Source organism: Staphylococcus sp. aM, assembly GCF_052975125.1.
In genome coordinates this window covers 1,677,869-1,701,197 of the sequence record NZ_CP121447.1, presented here as the reverse complement: position 1 = coordinate 1,701,197, position 23,329 = coordinate 1,677,869, and the positions used below count along the sequence as shown (strand labels likewise).

The following is a 23,329-nucleotide window of genomic DNA, read 5'->3' as shown; positions in this document are numbered from 1 at the left end:
GTGTCGAATTCGAGGCGGTTAAAAATAAAGATATTCTAAATAGAGTAAAAGAGGTGCTGGGGAAGTGAATGACATAATTGTTTTACTGATAATCGGAATAGGGTTAGTCGCATTAGATTACTTTGTTGATAAGTATCTTTTTGGTAATGATGAACACGCTACTGTATACAAAATCGGACTTTTTATTATTTTAATATTGCTTGTAGGATTTTCTGTCGAGAAAGATATATTAGCAGTTTTAATAGCATTGCTATTCTTAATGATAATTAACAAATTTAAAATAATAGTGAAATTTATATAGGTAAGGAGTGAGTGGGAAGTGGCACAGTATCTAATCACAACATTCACTGATTCGTTAGGCATGCAACACAATCACGTTACGGAAGCGCGAGAGAATCAAACATTTGCGGTGGTTGAGGCAGAGAGTAAAGAGCAGGCAATGAAGAAATATGAGGAGGAAAGACATGACTAAATACACTTGTATAAAACCAGTTGGTATAAATGGCACGATAGGGTATTTGCCAGGTGATATTGTTGAAATTAAAAAGATGAAACATCCCATTATTTTAAAAAAGGGAGAAAAATGTTCATACAAAGAAGTTAAGTCCGGAGAATTGATGAGTAAAAAATATATCAAAGAAAACTTTAAACAAGGTGATTATCAAAACGAAATGATTAAACGCATTTCAAAACTAATATTCACGTTAGCCATGTATGAGTTAGGTAAGTACGTGACAGAACAATTATTAATTAAATATACATCTAACGATGATATAGAAGCGCCACAGGATTTTACGCAAGATGATCATATCCATTTAAACGCGGAGGTATCTGACTAATGTGGATAATCATATCAATACTATTAGGTGTTGTTTGTCTCATCTCTCTAGGTGTACAACACGAACAACGGAAAGAATTAGAAGAATATAAATATGCTAATGCTTACATGAACGATTACATTGTTAGATATATAGATGAGAAACGTAAGTAATGGAGGTAGTACTATGACATTTGGAGAGAACCTCAAAAGAATAAGAAAAGATATGAAACTTACTCAACAAGAGATGGGAAATAAAATGGGAATAAGCCAATCGTACTTGTCCGATATGGAGAATAGTAGGAAGTGTCCAAGTGTGAATACAGCATTGTTAACTGCAAAGAGATTGAAGATATCTGTAAATGAATTAGTTAACGATGATACAGATATGACTGATTGTAAGAAGTAATGGAGGTAGGCAATGAAGTTAAGTAAACTAGACCTCAAGAAGATAGAGGAGTATTGGGAGAATTATAATGAAATGAAAGGGCAATTGGCTTATAGGAGATATGAGCTACTATATCAACCACAAGACACTAATATTGGTAGGGGTAAAACAAATATAGTTAGTAGCCCTATAGAACGTGAGGTAGTCAAGCTACATGAAGATGACCTATATGCTAATCTGAGTAAGACAATATCTGCTATCGAAGATATATACAGATGTGCTACATATGAACAACAAGAGATAGTTAAGTTTAGATATTGGGATAAAGATTCTTTAACTTATGAATGGGAAGACATTGCTCATGAATTAACTAAACAAAGAGATGATGACAAAGTAATAAGTGTTTATTCAGTATTAAGATTGAGAAGAAAGTTAATGGAAGAAACAGCAAGAAGAATTGGATATATTCATTTCAAGTAAAATCGCAATTAGCTGTTTGTTTAATTGCGGAAAGAAAAGAAGTATATTGATATTATCAAATAGAATATAACAATGATTCTGTTAAACATAATCAAAGACAAAGAACATTCAACTAACAAAGTTGTTTGTTCTTTCTTTATATATGAAATGAGTTGATTCAATTGTCTTTCGTTGAACCAAAGATTCGAAAAGGAAATAAAACGATGACACAATGCGAGTATAAGGCACAAAGGGAACGTGATAGGCAACAGAGTGCTAAGCACTACAACGCACATACGAGGTATGGTAAGGATAGCAAGTTTATGGAATTTTATCACTCAAAAGAGTGGAGAAACAAACGTAAACAAGTCCTATTACGTGATAAATACTTGTGTCAATCGTGTTTGGCTAAAGGTATTGTGAATCCAGTGAAGAAAGGTCAACGTTTCTATGTCCATCATATTATCGAATTAAAAGATGATTGGGATAAACGATTAGACCTAGATAACTTACAGACGGTATGTTCTCAGTGCCATATAGAGAGTCATAGAGGGCAAGTAAGGAAAAGATAACAAATAGGTCACAAAATTAAAGGGAGGGGCTGAAACAACGGCTCACGTTATCAGACGGCGTGTAATCGCTCGATAACTTTTTTGTACCCAAATTCTAGAAACTAAAAATTTAAAATCGCTATTTGGAGGTGAGAACATGGCTAGACCACGTAAATTGAACGCTGCAAAAACAGGAAATCACAATAAAGAAGATTTAGAATATCAAGAACTTAAAGAAAATGGCTTATCTCAATTTAATAAGATTGATGTTAAGAGTGTTCCGTCTGATTTAACTAAAGAAGGTAAAAAAGAATGGAAACGTATCATTCCTTTACTCGAACAATTACCTATAGCAGAACTTGATTATGATCGTATCAAACGTTACTGCCAATTAGTATCACTTACAGATGAAGCGTATCGCCATATTATGCAACATGGCACAGTGAATGAAGAAGGTACAAAGCGAATACCTCAATACTTTACTTACATGGATGGCTTAAAAGAACTTAAATCAATCTGTGGGCAATTAGGAATGACGATTGACAGTCGAATGAAGTTAGTTGTCCCTACACCTGATGAACAAAAACAATCGGTTTACGATAAATTTGGTGTTGATGAAGATGACTAACGTAAAAATTAATAAAGAATATGAAAAACTGTTAGATATTCCTAATGAATATAAAGATGATGCTTACAAATACTGTGTCATGGTGCTATCTGGTACTTTTACCACTTGCAAAGATACGCAACTGGCTTGTATTCGTCATTTAAGAGATATTAAGCGAAGTATTGAAGATGATGACTTTAATTATGTATATAAACCGAAGCGTGCTAAGAAAGTAATCAAGTTTATTGAAGCTTTACCAGACACAAAAGGTAAGTTTCATAAATTAGCGATGTTTCAGAAGTTTATTATTTCAATGGTGCGTGGTTGGTTTGATGATAACGACTACTTAAGATTTAATAAAGCTTTTATCTCAATGGCTCGTAAGGGCGGTAAGTCACTTTTAGTCAGTGGTTTGGTACTGTATTCATTCTTATTCGACAGAGAACCAAGCGAAGGGCGACAAATCTTTTGTGCTGCGAATGATAAGAGACAAGCTAGTATTGTGTTCAATATGGTTGCTAAACAATTGATGTACTTTGTTTCTCAAGTGCCAGAACTTAAGAAAGATGTAAAAAAAGTACGTGAATTGCTTCAACACAATAAAGATGGTTCGTATGTTATGCCTCTCTCTCGTGATACTGGTGCCGTAGATGGTTTTGAACCGTTTTTGGCTGTTATTGATGAGTATCATGCTGCAAAAACGAATGAAATGCTCGAGTTGATACAATCTGGACAAGGTAACTTACTACAAAGTTTAATTTTCATCATTTCCACAGCAGGGTTTAACTTAAATGCACCGATGTACACAGATGAGTGGCCATATGCTAAAGAAATTTTGACGGGTAATTATCATGATGAACAATATTTCGCTATTATTTTCGAACAAGATAATGAGGAAGAATGGCAAGATAAGTCAATGTGGGCAAAAAGCAATCCGTTAATCAATGAAAGCGATGATTTAAAGGAACAAATCGAAGATTTCTTGCAAAAACGAGTTGATGAAGCAACTCAAAAAGGTACCATGTTCAGAGTTTTAGTTAAAAACTTTAATTATTGGATGCAAGCAAGCAAAGAATCTTACTTAGATTTCAATGATTGGAAGAAAAACGAAACTGAATTCGATATTAAAGGTACAAAAGCATATGTAGGACTTGATTTATCACGTGCTGACGACTTAACTGCCGTATCGTTTATACACTTAGATGAAGTTAACAAAGAATATTACGTTACTAGTCATTCATTTGTGGGCACAAAAGGCGGATTACAAGCAAAAATTGAACGTGATCTTATTGATTATAGGCAAATGTCTCAACATGGCTATTGTACTTTAACCAATTTACAAAGTGGGATTATCAATAGTAATCAAGTACTCGACTACATAGAAAAATACATTATAGAAAACAACTTAGATGTACAAGCGATTTGTTATGACCCTCATGCCATTCACGGTTTCATTGCAGAAATCGAAAAACGTAATTGGCGTTATGAATTGATTGAAATCAGACAAGGTGCAATGACATTATCTAACCCAGTCATCGATTTTAGATTGAAGGTGATTGACGGACAGATTAAACATCATAAAAACCCACTTTTAGATATAGCAATTAAAAATGCAGTATCTAAAAACATTAATGATTCAGTCATGATTGAGAAAAAACTTAATCGCGAAAAGATTGATCCATTAATGAGTACAATATTTGCTTATGTCATTGCTAGTGAACACGAGTGGGATAAGAAACGAGCATTACCAATGTTTATATAGGGAGGTGCATCAAATGGAAGTAGTTAAAAACATCGTCGTATTATTATTAACTTTAATTGGTATAGCTTTAATCAGTTATGGTTTTAGCATTGCATGGAAACCATTAGGTTATATCGTCGGTGGTTTATTATTAACCGGCTTTGCATTGACCATTGACCAGCCTTTTCAGAGAGGAGGTGGAAATAATTAATGGGCGTATTTAATTTTAACGGTTTTAAACGAAGTAATAACATTAGTGTAGATAAAAATACTTTAAGAATGCTTACAGAAGTTAATGGTTTGGGTGATATGTCTTGGGCAGGTATTACATCGTTAAAAAATAGTGATGTATTTACAGCTATAGATATTATTGCTAAAGATATTGCCAGTACAAGTATTAAATTCAATGATACAGATAGCTATTTAGAAGATGATAAAAAGATTCTTAAGTTATTAAACAAGAGACCTAATCCATATCTTGACGCATGGCATTTTAAATACATCATTGTGGCTAATATGTTACTCAATGGTAATAGCTACATAGAGATTGTTAGAGATAAGAACAATACACCGATTGAACTTTACCACATGCAAAATAGCGCAGTATCAATTGAACAAGTTGATGACAAGATTAAATATAACTATATAGATGAAGTTGATGGTCATGTGCAATTAGATACTGAAGATGTATTACATTTTAGAATGTTTACATTAGATGGTTTTAATGGTTATAGTCCTCTGTTTGCATTAGCTAATGAAATTGGTATATCAATGGGTAGTAAAAAGTTCTTAGATGAATTCTTTAAAAATGGTGGTACTTCAACTGCAGTACTTAAGTATCAAGAAGGACGATATTCAGATGAAGAATTATCATTAATCAGACAAAACTTTGAGAAAAGTCAACTTAAGAATAACAATGGTTTAGTCATGCTTGATGACACGATGACATTTGAACGTTTGAAAGTGCCAACTGAAGTATTGAATTTTTTAAACAGTTATAAGTTCAGTACCCAACAAGTTGCTAAGGCTTTCGGATTACCGATATCTAAATTAGGCATTGAAACGGTTAATACATCACTTAAAGATTCAGGTATTGAGTATTATAGAAATACACTCTATCCAATCTTTTCAATGATGAATGCAGAAATAGAAGAAAAATTATTTGTTCAGTCTCCTTATGAGATTACGCTTGATTACGATGTTTCAAGATTAGTTGATAGTGACCCGCAAGTTAAATTAGAACGTGTTACACAATTATTCACTAAGAAAATTATTACTTTAAATGAAGCGCGTGCACAATTTGGTTACGATCCTGTGGATAATGGTAGTCAACCAATGGCCGACTTAAACACTATCTTCTTAAAAGACTTGTCTGCATATCAAGATAGTAAGGTTCAGAAAAATATTGAATCTCTCAATAAGGGAGGTGAACCGAATGGCGAATAGTCAGATTGAAACCGGACAACAAGAAATGGTTGTCGAAGGGTATGCAATCATCTTTGACACGTTAAGCGACGACTTAGGAGGGTTTAAGGAAATTATTAGCCCGAATGCACTAAGTCAAGTAGATATATCGGACGTTAAATGCTTAATCAATCATGATTTCAATCAAGTAATTGGACGGACACAAGCAAGTACGCTTGAATTATCTGTAGATAACAAAGGATTGTACTTCAAATGCTATTTACCGAATACGTCTTATGCACGTGATATATATGAAAACATCAAAGCAGGTAATGTAAACCAATGTAGTTTTTATTTCACATTACCAAATGATGATACTTCTGCACGAACATGGTCGAAAATAAACGGTGAATATGTTCAAACAATTAACCGAATTGAAGATTTGATAGAAGTAAGTATTGTAACGATACCTGCATATCAAGATACTTCTGTTGCAGTTGGTCAAAGAGCAAAAGGTTTAGACAAATTCAAAGATTTAGAAAAAACTAGCATAGAAATTGAATTAGAACGCTTACGTATTGATACGTAGGCTATTTTTTATGCCAAAAATTAAAAGGAGTGAAGTAAATGGCTACATTAGACGAACAAGCAAAGTCGATTAATGATTTAATTGATCAAGCTCAAAAAGCAGTGAATGACGGTGACGTTGAAACTGCGAAGAAATTAAAAGAAGAAATTCAACAAGCGAAAGACGTTTACAACGAACAAAAAGAGATTGTTGATTCTGTAAATGCAGAGGAAAAAGTTTCTAATGGTTCAGACGCACCAAAAGAAAAGACAGAAACAGAAGTTAAAAACGACAAACCAGAAGCAGAGCCGGATAAATCAAAAGCACCTGCGAAACCTGTTGAAGAGCCTAAGAAAGAAGACCCTGAAACAGAAGAAAAACCTGATTCAACAGAACCTGTTGAAGATGATGAATTACCAGATGAAGAAGACAAGAAGAAATTAGGAGGAAAACGCTCTATGACAAGAAAAATTTTAGGAGAAAAAGTATCTGATGAAGTTAAAGGCTTCGTTGAATACATTAAATCGAAAGGTGCGAAACGTGACAATGTGAAGTCAGTTGATGCACAACCAATCATTCCGGAAGATATCAAATATCAACCAGAAGAATTACCAGAAACATTTGTAGACTTGAAAAAATTCGTTAACGTGCAACCAGTAACAACTGCTGCAGGTTCTCACCCAATCTTAAACCCTGCTCAAGAAACAATGATCAGTGTTGAAGAATTAGAAAAGAACCCAGAATTAGCTAAACCAAAATTCACTGATGTTGATTACAAAGTAAAAACATATCGTGGACAAATTCCAGTATCTCAAGAATCTTTAGATGATTCAGAGGCTAACTTAGCTCAAATCGTGGCTCAAAACAACGCACGTCAAGCGGTGAATACAACTAACAAAGCAATTGCAGACGTTATGAAATCATTCACAGCAGTTAACACTGCAAACTTAGATGATATTAAACAAATCATCAACGTTGAAATTGACCCTGCTTACAACTTATCTTTAGTAGTTTCTCAATCGTTCTATCAAGCGTTAGATACATTAAAAGATAAAAACGGTCAATATTTGTTAAAACAAGATGTAACTAGTCCAACTGGTACAGTTTTATTTGGTCGTCCAATCTTCATCATTAAAGATGAATTATTTGGTGCTAAAGGTGAAAAACATGCTTTCATCGGCGATTTAAAATATGCAGTATTCTTTGCAGACAGAAAACAAGCGTCAGTTAAATGGATTGAAAATGAAATCTATGGTCAAATTTTAGCGGCTTATATGCGTTTCGATGTTAAAAAGGGTGTTGATGAAGCAGGACGTTTCTTAACTTATACAGGAACTGCAGGAGATTTAGGCACAGGATCAGAGCCAACTGCATAATAGGAGGTATATAAATGGCTAAATTTAAAGTGTTAAAACCATACAAAGATTTAGAATTAGATAAGCAATTAAAAGAGAATGAAGAAGTTGAAATGACTGTCAAACGTTCAGAAGAAGTTGAAAAAACTTTATCTGATAATGGTTTTGATGGTCCTTTTTTAGAGCGAATTCAAGAAAAGAAAAAGTAGGTGATTAAATGCTTACTTTAGATGTGGAAGAAGTTAAAGCGAGAATTAGAGTTGACCATGATTTTGATGATGATGAAATTGAAGGATTAATACAAGCGTCAGAACAACAAATACAAGGAGCAGTGAGTGGTTACGGACAAGCCGACCAATTTTATGAAAACAACAACTTGTATCGTTTAGCGGTGATTAATCAAGTAGGACATCATTATGAAAACAGATCAACAACAAGCCAATTCCAAAGGCATAACGTTTCTCAGTCCTCTTTAACTCTAATTCAAACGTTAAGGGGGGCTTATGCTAGATGGAAATCGGACGCCTCAAACACAGAATAAAAATATTTAATCGTACAACAGAAATTAATGATGAAGGAACATACCAAACAATTACAAAGTTAGTTGCTACGCCTTTTTGTGAAGTATCCAAAACAACTATTAAAGAATTTAAAGAAATGGGATTAGACGCAAGGAGCGATACAATTAACTTTATCATTCGTTATCACCAACGTGTGGATATCGATTCAGGTATGATAGTTGAATTTAAAGGTAAGGAATATGAAATTAAATACATCGAAAGTGATTTTCAAGATATGGAACGTCTTATGTTGAAATGTGAGGTGGTTAATTAATGAGTAAACAACGTTATGATTCCGATAATGATATATCAGATAAATTAAGAAAACTGATGATTAATAGCGAAAAACAAGCAAAACAGGCAGTAACAAAAGCTGCAAAAGTCTATGAAAGTAATATTGCTAGTAATACACCAGTTCATTCAAAACAAACACACTCAACACATGCTATTGAAGTGTTGAAGATATCTAATTTTCAACGCGATAGTTTAAACCCAACAAAAGAAGTTGGTTTCGACAAAGGACGTAAACGAACTGATTCTGGTTGGTATATTCACTTCCCCGATATCGGAACTACAGTCAATGGCACTGTGGGACAACCACCACAACACTTTATGAGACGTTCACAAGAAATGAGTAAAGCGCCAATCTATGCTATTTATAAAGAAGCAGTTAGGAAGATGATGGACGTTGACTAAACACCCAATCGTAAGAATATACACGCTACTAAAAAATGACACAGAATTGGCGCAACGCTTACCGAACAAAATATTTAATTTTGATATTCCTGAAAATTACCAAAAAGCACAATACACACCTTTCATCAGAATTACAGAAATACTTATGACCAACACTTTATATAAAGATGGCGATAGCTCACACTATCGCTTTTTGTTTGCAGTTGAAACTTTCGGCACTGATGTCAACACTGTTTATTCAATTAGTGAACGAGTGAACGAAGTTATCAAAAGTCAAAATGGTCGTTGTTATAACCGAAGTTTATCGAAAGATGATGAACTTAAATTATTTAATCAAATGCTTGAATTTGAAATTATATTACCAATAAAGGAGCAATAAATTATGGATAAAAAAGTAGCAATTACATGTGAAGGTTTTAAAGCACGTAGACAAGATGGAAATGGTTTCAAACAAGGACAATTAACAGATATTCCAGGTTTACAAGAAATCGAATTAGAATTAGAGCAAGGTAACGAACCGGTTTATGCAGACGGAGTTAAAAAATTAAACTTATTCAGTGGTATTACTGGTGCAACATTAACAACAAACTTAATGGAATTAGATAAAACTGAACGTACTGAATTCTTAGGCGTTAAAGTGGATAAAGGTATGGAGTTATATACTTCGGACTTAGTGCCACCATATTTATCAGTATCATGGAAATATCGTTGTAACGATGGATCATACATCTACTATGGGTTAACTCGTGGTAACTTCAATATTCCAAACACTAAATCATCAACTATGGAAGACAAACCAGAACAACAAGACCAAATCGAAATGGAAGGTTCATTTGTACAACGTGATACAGACAAATTAGTATTTGCTCGTATTCACAGTGCAGACCCTGACTTTGACGAAACTGCATTCTATAATGCAATTCACGGTGAAGGTGCAGTGACGACTGCTCAAGAACAACCACAAGCATAATTAATGATTTAAGGCGACTGTCAAAGGTCGCCTATTTTTGTATACAAAAATAATTTAAAAGAGGAGCAACACAACTATGGCTAAAGTAATTTTAAAAATTGACGGTAAAAACAAAACATTTGTAAAAGACAAATTGAATTTAGGTGCTATGAAAGCACAAGCAGAATTTGAACAACAATTACAAAGTAGCTTCGGAGTAATTGGAGAACTACAAACGCTTTATCGTAAACATCGTGGTATTTTAATGAAGATTGAAAAAGTCGAAAGTAAAATCGCCGATACAGAAAGTGATGAAGAAGTAGAAAAGTTATACCAAGAATTAGACGAATTAGAACAAACAGATGAATATAAAGAGTTTCTTAATAAATCAGAAGAATTACAAAAACAGGCACAAGAAGAAACGGGAGAAGAAGATTTTGAACTTCACGATGAATTCGCTAATTTATTAGTTCGTGTATTCGATAATCAATTCACTGTAGATGAAGTATTCGACGGTTTAGAAGTTGAAAATTCATTATCGGACACATACAGCAAAATCTTTTCAGGAAATGATGCGGGAAAGCCCAAGAAAAAAGCGACTACAACAAAAACAAAACAGCAGACGACGTAGTCCAAGATATTTATGAAGTATACCGTCATTTTATTGAAGAAGCACAATACAAACCACATGAGGTTGACGCTATTGTGATGGAAGACTTCAATAAATACTTTAATACGAAAAAACGTAAGCGTAAGGCAAGTAAAGTAGCAGAAGCAGGGGCATTAAGCCCTGAACAAATGATGGCAATTCTATAAAAGTTAGGAGGTGGGATAATGGCAGATTTTAATTTAGGGGCGGAGGTTTCACTCGACGTTGACCCGTTGAAAGCCTCCAAGCAAACCCTAGAACATAACTTAAAAGATATTAATAAAAGCTTAAGAAGTCAACGTGCTGAATTCAAAAAAAATGAATTGAGTGCAGAACAATTAGCAGAACGTGAAAAATCTTTAGGGCGTGCAGTTAAATTACAAGAAGGACTACTTGAAAGACGTAAGAAAGACTTACAAAGCGTCAGAGATGAAATGAGTAAATCTAATGTGGTTACTGACGCGCAAAGAACTAAATTACAAAGTGCTTCACGTGCAGTACAACAAGCAGAAAATCAACTATCTAATTATAATAGAGAATTGAAAGAAACTGAAGTCGCTTATAAACAGTTCAATCGTTCTACTGATCAAGTTAAAAATAGTCTTGGTGAATTAAAGAATAGGGCTAAATCGAGTGAAATTGCATTTAAACAGTCAACACGTTCAGTCGATTCTTATAAAGACCATTTAACAACAATGAACTATACGATTAGTAAATCGAAAGGTAACATTGATTTACTTAAAAAGAATTTACGCGAAGTTTCAAACGCACATGGTTCTGCAAGTAGACAAGCCGATAAATTAAGAAACGACATTCTAAAAGAATCTATCGCTATGCAGATTGCACAAGGTCGAGCAGATGAATTAGCAGACGAGTTGAAAGAAGTAGAAAGAGAACAGCGTAAAGTAGCGTTAGCAGGAACTATGATGATTGCAGGATTTACAGGTGCTCGTGCGTCTGTTGATAGAATTGCGACCACGTTAAGAAGTTTCGGCGAGCTTACTCAAGGAATTGTGGGCGAAGTCATGGCAACACAATTCGCTAACTTAGTTCCTATTATGGGTTCTGTTGTGAGTGCTGGTGCCGGTATAGGTGGTATGCTTACGTCGTTAGCTGGTGGCGCAATCGGATTAGGTGGTGCCTTTGGTATTGGCATGGGTGCTATCAATGCGTTTGCAGGACAAGCCACATATTCACTAAAAAAATTAGAAGATGGCGAGTTAAGAGTAACAAATGAAGTAAGAAGTTATCAAAGCGCTTTAAATGGACTTAAAAGTAGTTGGGACGGGCTTATTGCTCAAAACCAATCTGCTATTTTTAATACATTAACAAATGGTATTAAAACAGCTAACTACGCATTAAGAACACTTAACCCATTTTTAACTACTACGGCTAGTCAGATTGAAAATATGAGTGGTCGTATGCATACGTGGGTCACTTCTTCACAAAACGCTCGTACTGCATTTAGCATCTTAAATAATCAAGGTACAAAAGCATTTGGCAATTTATTAAATGGTGCGTATCACTTTTTTGATGGTACAGTAGCCGTATTTAATAAGCTTAGTCCGCTATTTGTGTGGGCATCAAAAGGCTTTGAAAATATGGGGTTATCATTTAGAAGATGGGCGAATAGTGTTGAAGGATCTAACGCAATTAATAGTTTTGTACAATACACAAAAACGAACTTACCGATTGTAGGTAGAATATTCGCTAACGTTTTCAGTGGTTTATTCAATTTATTTGGTGCATTTGCAGGACATTCTCACAATGTATTGTTAGGAATTGAAAGTGTAACAGAAGGCTTTAAACAATGGAGTGCACAACTAAAAAAATCTGACGGATTCCAACAATTTATTAATTATTTAGAAAAAAACGGTCCTAAAGTATGGAGTATTGTAAAAAACATTTCTATGGCACTTTGGGGATTGATTAAAGGTATGGCACCCGTTGCAAGTGTAACTTTAAGTTTAACTGCTGCAGTTACACAATGGCTAGCTAGTATGACAAATGCACATCCGTGGATTGGTAAACTTCTAGGTAGCACAGTAGCTTTAACAGGTGCGATGATGTTGTTCTTGAAACCTATATTTTTAGTAAAAGGTGCATTAACTGGTATGCGTGGCGCATTACTTGCAGTGACAGGAGCAGAAACATTACTAGGTAAACAAGGTGCATTTGCTACTTTAGGTATGAAACGACAAGCAGTGCAAGCAAGAATAAGCGCTATTGCCACAAGAGCTTGGTCAGTTGCAACTAAAGCTGCAGCATTTGCTACTAGAGGGCTAGGTTTAGCTATAAGATTTATGAGTGGTCCTATCGGTTGGGTTATCACTGGTATTGGACTTTTAGTTGGTGCAATCGTATATCTGTGGAAAAACAATGAAACTTTCCGTAATTTCGTTATTGGTGCATGGACAGCTATTAAAAATACTGCAATATCCGTTTTCGGTTTCTTAAAACCTTATATTGTTGGTATTTGGAATGGAATTAAAACGGCATCATTAGTCGTATGGAATTTAATGAAAACATCTGCGACACTAACATGGAACGCAATTAAATTTGCTATTCAAAACCCAATTCAAGCCTTAAAAAACGCTCTTTCATTTATTTGGAATGGTATTAAAGCTGGTGCTTTATTTGCGTGGAATTCCATAAAAGTGGGCGTCATGGCGATAATTGGCGGTTGGTTAGCGTTAGTTCGTGCTAATTTCGCTATGTGGAGAACTATAATCACTGGTGTATGGAATGGAATTAAATACGTATCAATTACGATATGGAACGGTATTAAAAACGGTGTAATGGCAATTATTCGCGGTTGGATTGGACTAGTCAGAGCAAGCTTTAATGGTTTGCGTGGTTTCTTTAGTGCAATGTGGAACGGTATAAAAAGTGTTTCTATAGCTATTTGGAATGGAATAAAGAATGGCGTAATAGCTATTGTACGGGCTTTAGTAGGAAATGCTAAGCGAAATATATCCACTTTACGTAGCTTTATTTCTGGTGTATGGAATGCTATAAAAGGTATTTCGATACGTGTATGGAATGCTATAAAAAATGGTGTGATTTCTGCTATCCGTGGTCTATCAAGTGGTGTTCGTAAAATAATTGGAACGTTACGCGGTTGGATCATATCGGCTTGGAACTACATTAAAAACAAAGTAATTAATTTAGCTAAAGCACTTAGTAACGGTGTAAAACGAGCTTTTAATAGTCTTTGGGGAGCAGTCAAAAAAATATTTGGTGCTATACGTAATTTCGCAGTCAAAACATGGACATATATTAAAAATAAAGTTATTTCGCTTGCAAAGGGACTTTATAGTGGTGTAAAACGAGCTTTTACTGGCACTTGGAATTTTGTAAAGCGCGTATTTAATAATATAAAAAACTTTTCTGTAAAAGTATGGAATTATATTAAAAATAAAGTAGTTAGTTTAGCCAAAGGATTATATAACGGAGTCAAACGGAATTTTACAGTTACTTGGAACATTACTAAGTCAATATTTGGCAAATTACGTGGTTGGTTAACTAAAACTTGGAAGAATATTAAAAATTCTGTAGTAAGCCACGCAAGAGGTTTATGGAGTGGTGTTAAAGGAACTTGGAGTAGATTAAAAAGTGGTACAAGTTCAACATTTGGACGAGTAAAAAGTGACACTATTTCTAAATGGAAAAGTATGAAATCTTCTGTAACTGGTTTAGCCAAAGGTTTATGGAGTAGCGTTCGTAATACCTTTAGAAACATGGCAAGCGGTCTTAAAACTTTAATCGGTAGAATTAAAAGTCATATTAATAATATGGTTGGTGGTGTCAAAGGTGGTTTAAACAAATTAATTGGCGGTGTTAACTGGGTAGCCGGTAAGTTGGGCATGGATAAATTACCAACTTTAAAACTACACACAGGTACAACACATACACAAAAATATGTAACAAATGGCAAAATAAATCAAGATACATTCGCCACAGTTGGAGATAAAGGACGAGGTAATGGTCCTGGTGGTTTCAGACACGAGATGATTCGTTATCCTAATGGTAGAACTGCGATAACTCCTAACCGTGATACTACTGCATTTTTACCTAAAGGAAGTCAAGTATATAATGGTGCCCAAACACATAGTATGTTAAATAATCACCCTGCATTCGCGACAGGTACTTTGCCAAAATTTGCTAGTGGTACTATGTTCAATCTTCTAGGTGGAGGTAAAAAACCGAAAAAACATAAACATAAAGACGCTAATGATTCAGATGAATCATTAGGAAGTAAGTTAGGTAATATGTGGGGTGGTGTGAAAAACGCTACCAGTAAGGCAGTTTCTACAGGAGTAGGTTGGGCGAAAGCAGCAGGAAAAACTGCAAGCAAAGTTATTGGTGATGTGTTAGATTACATCGAAAAACCAAGTAAACTTGTTGAAAAAGTATTTGATATTTTCGGTGTTGGTGTGAAAACATTTGGTATTCCAAGCGGTGCAGAATTACCATTCAATATGATGAAAGGTATGTTTGGCAAGCTTAAAAAAGGAGCTATCGATAAGGTAAAAAACTGGTTAGAAGAATCTGGCGGTGGTGACGGTGGTTATATCAAGTATCTCGATAACATCACCACACCATATAGTCCGAATGGACCGCCTCCAGGTTATGCATTTAGTTGGCCTCATCCTGGTATCGATTTACCATACAAATATGAGCCTGTTTATTCAACTATTAGCGGTACAGCCAGAGGTAAAGAAATGCCTGGTGGTTTTGGACATTACATCGAGGTCATTGGTGGAGCTTTAAAAGTTATTTATGGTCATTTAAGTAAATGGAATATTAAACAAGGCCAAAAAGTTCATCCAGGTACTAAGTTAGGTGTGTCAGGTAATACGGGTGCTAGTACAGGACCACATTTACACTATGAAATGCATCGAAATGGCAAACCTATTGACCCTGTTAAATGGTTAAAATCACATAACGGTGGAGGCAAATCTGGAGGTAGTCGTGCTGCAAGTGCATGGCGTCCAGAAGTAATTAAAGCTTTAAGGGCTAACCATTTACCGACATCAGGCGCTTATGTTAACGCTTGGATTAGACAAATTGATTCTGAATCAAGCGGTAATGCAGGCGCACATCAAGGTATTCATGACGTAAACAGTGGTGGTAATGAAGCACAAGGTTTAGTACAGGTTACACCTGCTACATTTAGAGCTTTTAAAATGGCTGGTCACGGTAATATTTTAAATGGATTAGATAACTTAATGGCAGGTATTCATTATGCTAAAAGTAGATATGGCAGTAGCATGTTAAGTGTTATTGGTCACGGTCATGGTTATGCTAAAGGTACAAACAATGCTCGTAAAGGTTTCGCTAACATCTTTGAAGAAGGTGGCGAAATCATGCAAATGCACGGCGGCGAGACAGTTATACCAAATGATGTATCTATTGAAGCGTTCAAACAAATTGCTAACAGTGATATATTTGCACGTACTCAATCGGCAGTTTATGAAGCTATCTCACGCTATGCAGATGAAATAAGACAAGATAAAGCGCAAAAACAACAAGAGCAATACCGTAAAGATATGGAATATCAAGCATTAAAAGAACAAAACAATAAATTAACATCTCTCGTAGATAAAATGGATACGATCATTTCATCCCTACTTAATATTGAAGATTCAAGCGAAAGAACTGCGAATAAAAAAACAGTTATAGATAAATTCAGTCATGAGAAAGAAGTAAACAGTATTGTGGACAAGCGAGAACGTAATAAAGTAAGAACTTCAAAATTCAAACCAAGATTAACATAGAGGAGGTGGTATTTTGAGCGACGCTTTAATTATTAATGATAAAAAACTAAATGATGTTTATATCGAAAGAGGGTTCAAAATACCCTCTTTTAATTTTGCATTAGAAACAGAAGAAGTTTCAGGTAGACCTGGTGCAATTTTAAAAGATAGAAAGATAGGAGCGTTAGAATTTGATTTACCTTTAATTATTAGAAATGATGTACATACTGAACAGGGTAAAGAAAAAACACATGATGACGTAATCAATGAATTAGTTAAAATATTTAATCACGATGAATCAGTGCGGTTAAGATTCGCTAGTCAAAATTGGTACTGGAATGCATATATAGCAGGGCCATTTGAATTTAATAAAGATGTTGGTATGCAAGCAGAATTAACATTAAAAGTACATGTGTTAGATCCCTACAAATACGCCGTTGAAGGTACAAAAAATACAGCTATATCAGACCAAGTCAGTTTGGTTAGTACAGGTACTGCAGATAGTCCAGTAATTATTCAAGCAACAGCATTACAAAATGCAAGCTATTATATGATTACTAAGAACGATGAAGATTACTTCATGATTGGCGACGATGACTTGGATAAACCAGTTGAAGATTACACTCCAATTCTTTGGAATAATGAAATGCGTGCTTTTACAGGTTGGGGAAAACAATCAGGAAGCACCATCAATGATAATTACACAGGCGGTACCAATGGTGGTAGTTTTGAAATGAGTTCATCAAACGATGCATTTAAATTAAAACAAGATAGTATCACTTCGACAACAGGTTGGAATGGCGCAGAATATAAACACAGTTTTGGTAAATCAGCACAAGACTTTGCATCCACATTTAAAATACATGTTAATCAAAAAAATAAAGGCTCTACACATTGTGCCCAATATTTATATGATACAGATAATCGCCTAATTGCAAGTATCGGTTATAGAAATGCTAGAGCAAGCCAAGCAATTGGAAGTATTGTAATTACACTATTTGACCAGTTAGGTCAACAAAAGAAAATATATGAATATACAAATCTGCCTATGTTTTATAAATGGGAAGATATTGTTTTATATATGCGTTTAGAACGTGTAGGTACTACATTTAAAATCAAAACTTGGAAGTATAAAGAGCTCGATTATCCTAAACGTGTGATTCCAGTCGATGTAAACGAAAAACAATGGGAAGATAGTGGTAAATTTTATCAACGTCCTATCGCAGCAGTAAGTGTTTATATTGCAAAGAATGGTAGTTATAATCACATGCCTACGTACGTTTTAGGTAGTTATACTCATGAGAAGTTACCTAAACCACCTAAAGCACGTGACATGATAATCAAAAAAGGTGATGTGATTAACATTAATACACAAGATAAAACTGTGACGATTAATGAAGATCCGTCACTTGATTTAAAAACATTTGGTAGCGATTTCTTTAATATCAATAGCGGTTATAACGAATGTATCATCTATCCAGAAAAGACTTTTGATACTACCGTTTATTGGCAAGATAGATATTTATAAGGAGGTGACGAATTGAAACATACAGGCATTCATATTTTAGATTTTAATGACAAAATTATTGATTATATTAGTCGTGATGACGGCGCATTATTAAATGCAGTGATGAGTACCAACGCCGAAGAAAAATCAGAAACATTCGATTTCACAATGTTAAATGATCGAGCTGAACATTTGCGTGAACGTAATCGTATTATTGCACAAGATAATAATGGTGTTTATCGTGAGTTCATTATTTCTCATGTGGTAGATAACTTTGATGGTACAACTGATGTAGAAAGTAATGCTTCATATTTAGAAGATATCGATAAATCACGTCCAATTAAACCCGGGAAATATAGTTCGTATAGCACTTCTCAAGCCTTGAATGAGACGCTACGTAATACTGGTTGGGAAATGTCAGATGACACTGAACATGGTGGTATGAGAACAACATCATGGACATCTTATTCAACACCATATGAAGTTATCAACATGTTATGCACAACATACGGTATGGTGGCAGAATACTATATAGAACTTGGTTCTCATACGGTAGAACATAGATATGTAACGTTAAAGAAACCAGTTAGTCTATTTAAAGGTAAAGAAATTACTAAAGGTAAAGATTTAACAGGAATGACACGTACCGTTGATATGTCAGAAGTACGGACTGCATTATATGCGATTGGTCCTGAAAACGACACTGGACAACGATTAGAAAAAATAGTTACAGATGATGACGCTCAGGCACAGTTTGGATTGCCTGGGCGTTACTTATGGAGTGTGTATGAACCAGAATCAGACGATAGCAATATGACTGATGAGCGTTTAACCACGCTTGCTAAAACTGAACTTAACAAGCGTAATAAATCGGCAATCAGTTATGAAATCACTTCTACAGATATTCATAGACACTATCCAGAAATGGTTGTATCCCTCCACGACACAGTACGTATTAAAGATAGAGATTTCAGACCACCGCTTTATATAGAAGCAGAAGTCATCGGCGTTGATTACAACTTACTCACTGATGAAAGTAACTATAAATTCGGCAACGTAGTTGAATATGAAGAAAATAACTTAAGAGATATATTCAATAAAAAACTTGCCGATATAAGTAAGAAATTGAATGATAATGTGAGTAATGTTAATACGATTGTTAAAGATGCAGTAGCAGGCCAATTAGAATACTTTGAACGTAAGATATTTAAACAAGATACGCCACCGGAAAATCCGGTTAACGATATGCTTTGGTACGATACGAGCAATCCAAATGTTGCAGTATTAAGACGATATTGGAACGGTGAATGGTTAAATGAAACTGTAGATGATGTTGAGAAAATTGGTGGTGTAACTAGGGAAAAAGCACTATACGATAGCATAAAAAATGCTTTTGAAAATCTATCAATCCAACATGCCAAATTAATGGATGAAACTTATGCGGTATTAAATAACGAATATCTCATTGATACAGATTTAAAAACAAAATTACAAACTGAATTAAATAATGTTGATGGTATCTATCAAAAAATCAATAGTGATTTAGGTTCTATCACAAGTGATACTGCCACTATAGGTACATTAATAGATATTCAAAGTCAATTTAGTTCTTATCGACAAAAGTTACAAAACTTGTATAAAGCTATGCGTAACGCTCAAATATCTGCAGATAAACGTTTGAAATTACTTCAATCACAATACACTGATGAGAAATTTAATGACGCATTGAATAAGGTAGCTAGTAAGTTTGGTCTAACTGTTGATAGTAATAACAATATGGTTGGCACACCGAATGTGATTGAAAAGGCAATACAAGCCTCACGAGAAGATACTGCCGAGCAATTAAAAAGTTATGTAAAGAGTATGGATTATCAAACTGATAAGAACGGCATTGTCGAACGTTTAGATAGCGCAGATAGTGAACGTAAACAGTTAAATAATTTAATTAGCGATAAAGTGAGCTTGAGTGAGTACAAGAATATGGCTATTGGTACAAGAAATTTAATTGCTAATAGTGATTTTTTAGCGGGATTAACATATTGGCGAAATGTTGGAGCTACTACACCCGCAAATTCTTATGATACAACTCTTACAGATATGCCAAATGGTTTTACTAGTGTGGCAGTGTATGAAAGTAACGACGCTTCAAAAGAAAAAGGGATAGCTCAAGACAACTTATCTCTTGAGATCGGTAAAGAGTATGTATTGAGTGCTTGGGTTAAAATTTTAAATGGCGCACCGACATTCAGGTTGCAAGCAGGTAAAACGAAATGGATTAATCAAAATTTTGAAGGCAATAACACATGGCAAAGATACGAGTTTGTATTTACTGCTTATGAATCGCCAATGAACATCTATATTTTAAAACCTAATAACATAGTAGACTCTAAAGTTGCTATTACCGGAGTTCAACTCGTTCAGGGTAATAAAAATACGGATTGGAAAGCTTCAGATAAAGACACCGACACAAAACTAACCAACATGACGACCTCTATTACACAAAATGGTCAAGATATTCAACAAAGAGCGACTAAAGAAGAATTTAATGCTAGTAAGAAAACGTTAAGCAAAACAATTAGTGATTTCACAAACAACGTCGCAACAGGTATGACCTTTACTTACGACAAAGACGGTGCCATTCAGAACATGAATATCGGTCAAGATGGCATTAAATTGAAAGGCGATAAAGTCGATATCACAGTGAATAAAGACTTTAATGTGACAACACAGAAGTTAGACAACAAAGTTGGTAAAGATGAAATTGTAAATAGACTTAACCTTTCAAATGAGGGTTTAAATATAGATGTAAACAAATTAGGTATTCGTGGTGGAGATGATAAGACCTATCTTACTATCCAAAATAAACGTATTTTATCTAAAGGTTATTTCACTAGAACTTGGGCGAACGTAACAGACACATCAAATTTAACGGTTGGTATTAGAGATGGTTATATTATGGCTTCAAATGAAGATACAGGATATAACTTATATATGACAGAAAAAGGTTTGTCCACAATGATGAGTGGTGCAGGAGATGAAACTGCAGGAACGTTAGAGTTTCATTCAACTAAGTATAATGATCGTTCGAGAGGTGTTAGATTACATTCGACTTATGGAGCTGTAGCATTAGAGAGTGATTATAGTAGAATAATTCTTAACTCTAACCTAACTGTTAATATTGAAAGTAATTCCGGTTCTGTTTATGTTAGACCGATGAAAGATAACAGAACAGGTACCAATGAGTTTAGATTTTGGGTTAAAAATAATGATACAGGAGCCGATACCGATGGTGTTTTATCCTATGGTTTGATCACTGGTACGAATAATAGTCCTTATGACTTTGGTTCGGGTATCAGATTTGATAAATCGCCAAAAACGAATTATGTATACGCAACTGATAAAGATGGAAATATTGGCTCAGGAGACTTCTATGCTAGAGCTTTATTAGGTGATTGGTTTGCTAAAAGTTCAAACTTATATGCTTGTGTCGATGACAAGTTAAGAATAACTAATAAATTAAGTTACAATAACGGAAATCCTAATTATAGAGATTTACAATGTAGAGATATCCAATCTAATTCAATAAGACTTAATGATACGAATGGTAAAGACTTTTATATTGGGGTGTCATCAAACGAATTACGTGTAACGAACAATTTATTTTGGAATGGTGGAGACACTGGGTATAAACCGGTTAGAGCAAGTGACTTTATTAAAGCCTCAAGTGAGAAGTATAAAAAAGAAATTCAAGAATGGAATTATGACGCATTATCAGTGTTGAGCAACGAACTAAAACTCTATAGTTATAAGTATAAAGATGATGAAAAAGAAGTAATTCATCATGGCCCTGTTATTGGAGATAACTATGATACCCCAGTCGAATTTATACTACAAGATGGCGTTAACACTAACGAAATGTTGTCATGGTCTTTAAGAGCGATACAACAATTAAACGAAAAAGTTGAGAAACTGGAGGAACAAATCAATGAAAGATAACAATAACAATCAATTACAAGCTAATCCACAACTAACAATAGACTTTCTAACACAGGAAGCGGCAAGACTAATGCAAGAAAACGCAATGTTAAAAGCAATCATTCAAGAACAAAATGAAAGTGCGGAGGAAGAGTAATCCTTAGCACTATTTTTATACAAAATTTTAGGAGGTCATTAAAATGGCGAATGAAGTAGTAAATAAAAAAGAAAATTATATTTTAGTACAGGTAGATGAAAAAGGTGTAGAAACTGCGTTAAGTATTGATTATCGTGGACAATTCTTCCCAAGTGTTAATACATCATCTGCTTATAAGGTTGTAGAAAAGGATAAAGCAGATAAGTTAGCTTCAAGATTAAATGCATTGAATGAATTAAATCATGAATTTGGTATAGTTCAAGAATTAATGACAATTAAAGTAGCTAAAGAAATTATAGATATTAATTATACAGAGGAACCACAAGTTTAATGCTTGTGGTTTTATTTTTGTAAACAGAGAGGTGCTAAATTGAAAAAGACTTATTTTGATTATATCCATAAAGTTATTTTATACATGGGGTTTGGACTACTTATGTTCGAAAGAGGTTTCTTTTGGGCAAAAGAACAAGAAGATATATTAGACGATTCAAAGTTCTATGTAGCACTTCATAACATCATGCCTATTTGGGTATGGGGAATTCTTGGTATGGTATTTAGTTTAATGTTGATCATCGCTCCTTTTTTCTTACCTAAAAGAGAAATGAATAATACTTTTAATTATTTAATTATGTTGGGTGGTGCAGGTAATGGTTTGTTCTACTTCTTAATGACATCGGCAAGTATATTTCATGCTATTAATTGGCTTACACCATTGCAATTTTCCACACTTGCAGTGCTAAATTTTATAATTTGTGTGCTTGGAGTGATAGGCATTGTCCGAAAACGATGAAAAATATGTATTGCGACACGAATGGGAACGTAACACAGGTAAGATATATGAAAGAATCAACGAGAACGATAGAAAACACACAGAGGCAATTAGTAGTTTGAATAACAAAGTGGATAAACAAACGGTAATTCAAGAACAAACCTATGAATCACAAAAGAAACAAGAAAGTCATTTAGAAAAGATTAGTGATAAAATGACAGATTTTGTATCAGAAGTTAACGACTTGAGGTATGAAGTTAAAGGTCACGACGAACAAATAAAAAGTTTCAGTCAAATATTAACTAAAAAACAAACATTCAATGTAGGTATAGCTACTGCAATTGTAACAGGTATATTTGGTTTATTATCTGCAGCAATTGGACTAGCACCTATATTATTTAAGTAAAGTCGGCGCTAT

26 protein-coding genes are annotated in these 23,329 nt (G+C 34.4%); all 26 read left to right on the top strand.

Features of this window, described 5'->3' with window-relative positions; all coding sequences use genetic code 11:
* Window positions 1-319: 319 nt before the first annotated feature.
* The 26 genes from P7F85_RS08275 to P7F85_RS08150 all read left to right on the top strand — a co-directional run bounded on the left by P7F85_RS08275 (window position 320) and on the right by P7F85_RS08150 (window position 23,317).
* The gene (locus P7F85_RS08275) at window positions 320-472 is read left to right on the top strand and encodes a DUF1381 domain-containing protein (protein WP_080947559.1); all 153 of its coding nucleotides are present in this window, start codon (window positions 320-322) and stop codon (window positions 470-472) included.
* A gap of 199 nt (window positions 473-671) precedes the next feature.
* Complete coding sequence (rinB, locus tag P7F85_RS08270) at window positions 672-839, top strand: transcriptional activator RinB (RefSeq protein WP_046464409.1); 168 nt, start codon at window positions 672-674, stop codon at window positions 837-839.
* Complete coding sequence (locus P7F85_RS08265) at window positions 839-991, top strand: DUF1514 family protein (protein WP_002452327.1); 153 nt, start codon at window positions 839-841, stop codon at window positions 989-991. Before rinB ends, P7F85_RS08265 begins: the two co-directional genes overlap by 1 nt.
* Before the next feature lie 13 nt (window positions 992-1,004).
* Window positions 1,005-1,226 (top strand): helix-turn-helix domain-containing protein, encoded by a 222-nt coding sequence (locus P7F85_RS08260; RefSeq protein WP_046464338.1) that lies wholly within the window; start codon window positions 1,005-1,007, stop codon window positions 1,224-1,226.
* A 12-nt stretch (window positions 1,227-1,238) separates the two neighbouring features.
* Window positions 1,239-1,685: a transcriptional regulator gene (locus tag P7F85_RS08255; RefSeq protein WP_046464339.1), complete on the top strand. Its 447-nt coding sequence runs from the start codon at window positions 1,239-1,241 to the stop codon at window positions 1,683-1,685.
* A 302-nt stretch (window positions 1,686-1,987) separates the two neighbouring features.
* Window positions 1,988-2,236: an HNH endonuclease gene (locus P7F85_RS08250; RefSeq protein ID WP_306768022.1), complete on the top strand. Its 249-nt coding sequence runs from the start codon at window positions 1,988-1,990 to the stop codon at window positions 2,234-2,236.
* Window positions 2,237-2,372: 136 nt separating this feature from the next.
* A complete protein-coding gene (locus tag P7F85_RS08245; protein WP_046464341.1) occupies window positions 2,373-2,843 on the top strand; it encodes a phage terminase small subunit P27 family in 471 nt (156 codons plus the stop codon).
* A complete protein-coding gene (locus P7F85_RS08240) occupies window positions 2,836-4,584 on the top strand; it encodes a terminase large subunit (RefSeq protein WP_046464342.1) in 1,749 nt (582 codons plus the stop codon). The genes P7F85_RS08245 and P7F85_RS08240 overlap by 8 nt, the downstream gene beginning before the upstream one ends.
* A 13-nt stretch (window positions 4,585-4,597) precedes the next feature.
* Window positions 4,598-4,774, top strand: a complete 177-nt coding sequence (locus tag P7F85_RS08235; RefSeq protein ID WP_162987633.1) for a hypothetical protein — start codon at window positions 4,598-4,600, stop codon at window positions 4,772-4,774.
* Complete coding sequence (locus tag P7F85_RS08230; RefSeq protein ID WP_181971036.1) at window positions 4,774-6,009, top strand: phage portal protein; 1,236 nt, start codon at window positions 4,774-4,776, stop codon at window positions 6,007-6,009. Before P7F85_RS08235 ends, P7F85_RS08230 begins: the two co-directional genes overlap by 1 nt.
* Window positions 5,999-6,556: an HK97 family phage prohead protease gene (locus tag P7F85_RS08225; RefSeq protein ID WP_050969546.1), complete on the top strand. Its 558-nt coding sequence runs from the start codon at window positions 5,999-6,001 to the stop codon at window positions 6,554-6,556. Before P7F85_RS08230 ends, P7F85_RS08225 begins: the two co-directional genes overlap by 11 nt.
* Window positions 6,557-6,594: 38 nt before the next feature.
* Window positions 6,595-7,911, top strand: coding sequence for a phage major capsid protein (locus P7F85_RS08220; RefSeq protein ID WP_117725856.1), 1,317 nt, complete (start codon window positions 6,595-6,597; stop codon window positions 7,909-7,911).
* A gap of 14 nt (window positions 7,912-7,925) precedes the next feature.
* A complete protein-coding gene (locus tag P7F85_RS08215; protein WP_162987632.1) occupies window positions 7,926-8,099 on the top strand; it encodes a hypothetical protein in 174 nt (57 codons plus the stop codon).
* An 8-nt stretch (window positions 8,100-8,107) separates the two neighbouring features.
* A complete protein-coding gene (locus tag P7F85_RS08210; protein ID WP_117725857.1) occupies window positions 8,108-8,431 on the top strand; it encodes a head-tail connector protein in 324 nt (107 codons plus the stop codon).
* Window positions 8,401-8,724: a phage head closure protein gene (locus P7F85_RS08205; protein WP_046464346.1), complete on the top strand. Its 324-nt coding sequence runs from the start codon at window positions 8,401-8,403 to the stop codon at window positions 8,722-8,724. The genes P7F85_RS08210 and P7F85_RS08205 overlap by 31 nt, the downstream gene beginning before the upstream one ends.
* The gene (locus P7F85_RS08200; RefSeq protein WP_046464347.1) at window positions 8,724-9,146 is read left to right on the top strand and encodes an HK97-gp10 family putative phage morphogenesis protein; all 423 of its coding nucleotides are present in this window, start codon (window positions 8,724-8,726) and stop codon (window positions 9,144-9,146) included. The genes P7F85_RS08205 and P7F85_RS08200 overlap by 1 nt, the downstream gene beginning before the upstream one ends.
* Window positions 9,139-9,525 carry a hypothetical protein gene (locus P7F85_RS08195; RefSeq protein ID WP_104681639.1) on the top strand — a complete coding sequence of 129 codons (387 nt, stop codon included), beginning with the start codon at window positions 9,139-9,141 and terminating at the stop codon, window positions 9,523-9,525. The genes P7F85_RS08200 and P7F85_RS08195 overlap by 8 nt, the downstream gene beginning before the upstream one ends.
* 3 nt (window positions 9,526-9,528) lie before the next feature.
* On the top strand, window positions 9,529-10,116 hold the full coding sequence (locus tag P7F85_RS08190; protein ID WP_117725858.1) for a major tail protein: 588 nt from the start codon (window positions 9,529-9,531) through the stop codon (window positions 10,114-10,116).
* Between the two features lie 76 nt (window positions 10,117-10,192).
* A complete protein-coding gene (gene gpG, locus P7F85_RS08185) occupies window positions 10,193-10,726 on the top strand; it encodes a phage tail assembly chaperone G (protein ID WP_117725859.1) in 534 nt (177 codons plus the stop codon).
* 203 nt (window positions 10,727-10,929) lie between these two features.
* A complete protein-coding gene (locus P7F85_RS08180; RefSeq protein ID WP_220432141.1) occupies window positions 10,930-16,524 on the top strand; it encodes a peptidoglycan DD-metalloendopeptidase family protein in 5,595 nt (1,864 codons plus the stop codon).
* A 13-nt stretch (window positions 16,525-16,537) separates the two neighbouring features.
* The gene (locus P7F85_RS08175) at window positions 16,538-18,031 is read left to right on the top strand and encodes a phage distal tail protein (RefSeq protein ID WP_117725860.1); all 1,494 of its coding nucleotides are present in this window, start codon (window positions 16,538-16,540) and stop codon (window positions 18,029-18,031) included.
* A gap of 12 nt (window positions 18,032-18,043) precedes the next feature.
* Window positions 18,044-22,006, top strand: a complete 3,963-nt coding sequence (locus tag P7F85_RS08170) for a phage tail spike protein (protein WP_117725861.1) — start codon at window positions 18,044-18,046, stop codon at window positions 22,004-22,006.
* Window positions 21,996-22,142, top strand: coding sequence for a hypothetical protein (locus tag P7F85_RS08165; protein WP_046464352.1), 147 nt, complete (start codon window positions 21,996-21,998; stop codon window positions 22,140-22,142). Before P7F85_RS08170 ends, P7F85_RS08165 begins: the two co-directional genes overlap by 11 nt.
* A gap of 43 nt (window positions 22,143-22,185) precedes the next feature.
* Window positions 22,186-22,473, top strand: a complete 288-nt coding sequence (locus P7F85_RS08160; protein WP_023374951.1) for a hypothetical protein — start codon at window positions 22,186-22,188, stop codon at window positions 22,471-22,473.
* 39 nt (window positions 22,474-22,512) lie between these two features.
* The gene (locus tag P7F85_RS08155; protein ID WP_046464353.1) at window positions 22,513-22,932 is read left to right on the top strand and encodes a hypothetical protein; all 420 of its coding nucleotides are present in this window, start codon (window positions 22,513-22,515) and stop codon (window positions 22,930-22,932) included.
* Complete coding sequence (locus tag P7F85_RS08150) at window positions 22,916-23,317, top strand: hypothetical protein (RefSeq protein ID WP_046464354.1); 402 nt, start codon at window positions 22,916-22,918, stop codon at window positions 23,315-23,317. The genes P7F85_RS08155 and P7F85_RS08150 overlap by 17 nt, the downstream gene beginning before the upstream one ends.
* Window positions 23,318-23,329 lie beyond the last annotated feature (12 nt).

What these genes read in the sequence shown, in the direction of transcription:
- rinB (WP_046464409.1), top strand. Translation starts at nt 672, where the DNA reads ATGATTAAACGCATTTCAAAACTAATATTCACGTTAGCCATGTATGAG.
- P7F85_RS08265 (WP_002452327.1), top strand. Translation starts at nt 839, where the DNA reads ATGTGGATAATCATATCAATACTATTAGGTGTTGTTTGTCTCATCTCT.
- P7F85_RS08260 (WP_046464338.1), top strand. Translation starts at nt 1,005, where the DNA reads ATGACATTTGGAGAGAACCTCAAAAGAATAAGAAAAGATATGAAACTT.
- P7F85_RS08255 (WP_046464339.1), top strand. Translation starts at nt 1,239, where the DNA reads ATGAAGTTAAGTAAACTAGACCTCAAGAAGATAGAGGAGTATTGGGAG.
- P7F85_RS08250 (WP_306768022.1), top strand. Translation starts at nt 1,988, where the DNA reads ATGGAATTTTATCACTCAAAAGAGTGGAGAAACAAACGTAAACAAGTC.
- P7F85_RS08245 (WP_046464341.1), top strand. Translation starts at nt 2,373, where the DNA reads ATGGCTAGACCACGTAAATTGAACGCTGCAAAAACAGGAAATCACAAT.
- P7F85_RS08240 (WP_046464342.1), top strand. Translation starts at nt 2,836, where the DNA reads ATGACTAACGTAAAAATTAATAAAGAATATGAAAAACTGTTAGATATT.
- P7F85_RS08235 (WP_162987633.1), top strand. Translation starts at nt 4,598, where the DNA reads ATGGAAGTAGTTAAAAACATCGTCGTATTATTATTAACTTTAATTGGT.
- P7F85_RS08230 (WP_181971036.1), top strand. Translation starts at nt 4,774, where the DNA reads ATGGGCGTATTTAATTTTAACGGTTTTAAACGAAGTAATAACATTAGT.
- P7F85_RS08225 (WP_050969546.1), top strand. Translation starts at nt 5,999, where the DNA reads ATGGCGAATAGTCAGATTGAAACCGGACAACAAGAAATGGTTGTCGAA.
- P7F85_RS08220 (WP_117725856.1), top strand. Translation starts at nt 6,595, where the DNA reads ATGGCTACATTAGACGAACAAGCAAAGTCGATTAATGATTTAATTGAT.
- P7F85_RS08215 (WP_162987632.1), top strand. Translation starts at nt 7,926, where the DNA reads ATGGCTAAATTTAAAGTGTTAAAACCATACAAAGATTTAGAATTAGAT.
- P7F85_RS08210 (WP_117725857.1), top strand. Translation starts at nt 8,108, where the DNA reads ATGCTTACTTTAGATGTGGAAGAAGTTAAAGCGAGAATTAGAGTTGAC.
- P7F85_RS08205 (WP_046464346.1), top strand. Translation starts at nt 8,401, where the DNA reads ATGGAAATCGGACGCCTCAAACACAGAATAAAAATATTTAATCGTACA.
- P7F85_RS08200 (WP_046464347.1), top strand. Translation starts at nt 8,724, where the DNA reads ATGAGTAAACAACGTTATGATTCCGATAATGATATATCAGATAAATTA.
- P7F85_RS08190 (WP_117725858.1), top strand. Translation starts at nt 9,529, where the DNA reads ATGGATAAAAAAGTAGCAATTACATGTGAAGGTTTTAAAGCACGTAGA.
- gpG (WP_117725859.1), top strand. Translation starts at nt 10,193, where the DNA reads ATGGCTAAAGTAATTTTAAAAATTGACGGTAAAAACAAAACATTTGTA.
- P7F85_RS08180 (WP_220432141.1), top strand. Translation starts at nt 10,930, where the DNA reads ATGGCAGATTTTAATTTAGGGGCGGAGGTTTCACTCGACGTTGACCCG.
- P7F85_RS08165 (WP_046464352.1), top strand. Translation starts at nt 21,996, where the DNA reads ATGAAAGATAACAATAACAATCAATTACAAGCTAATCCACAACTAACA.
- P7F85_RS08160 (WP_023374951.1), top strand. Translation starts at nt 22,186, where the DNA reads ATGGCGAATGAAGTAGTAAATAAAAAAGAAAATTATATTTTAGTACAG.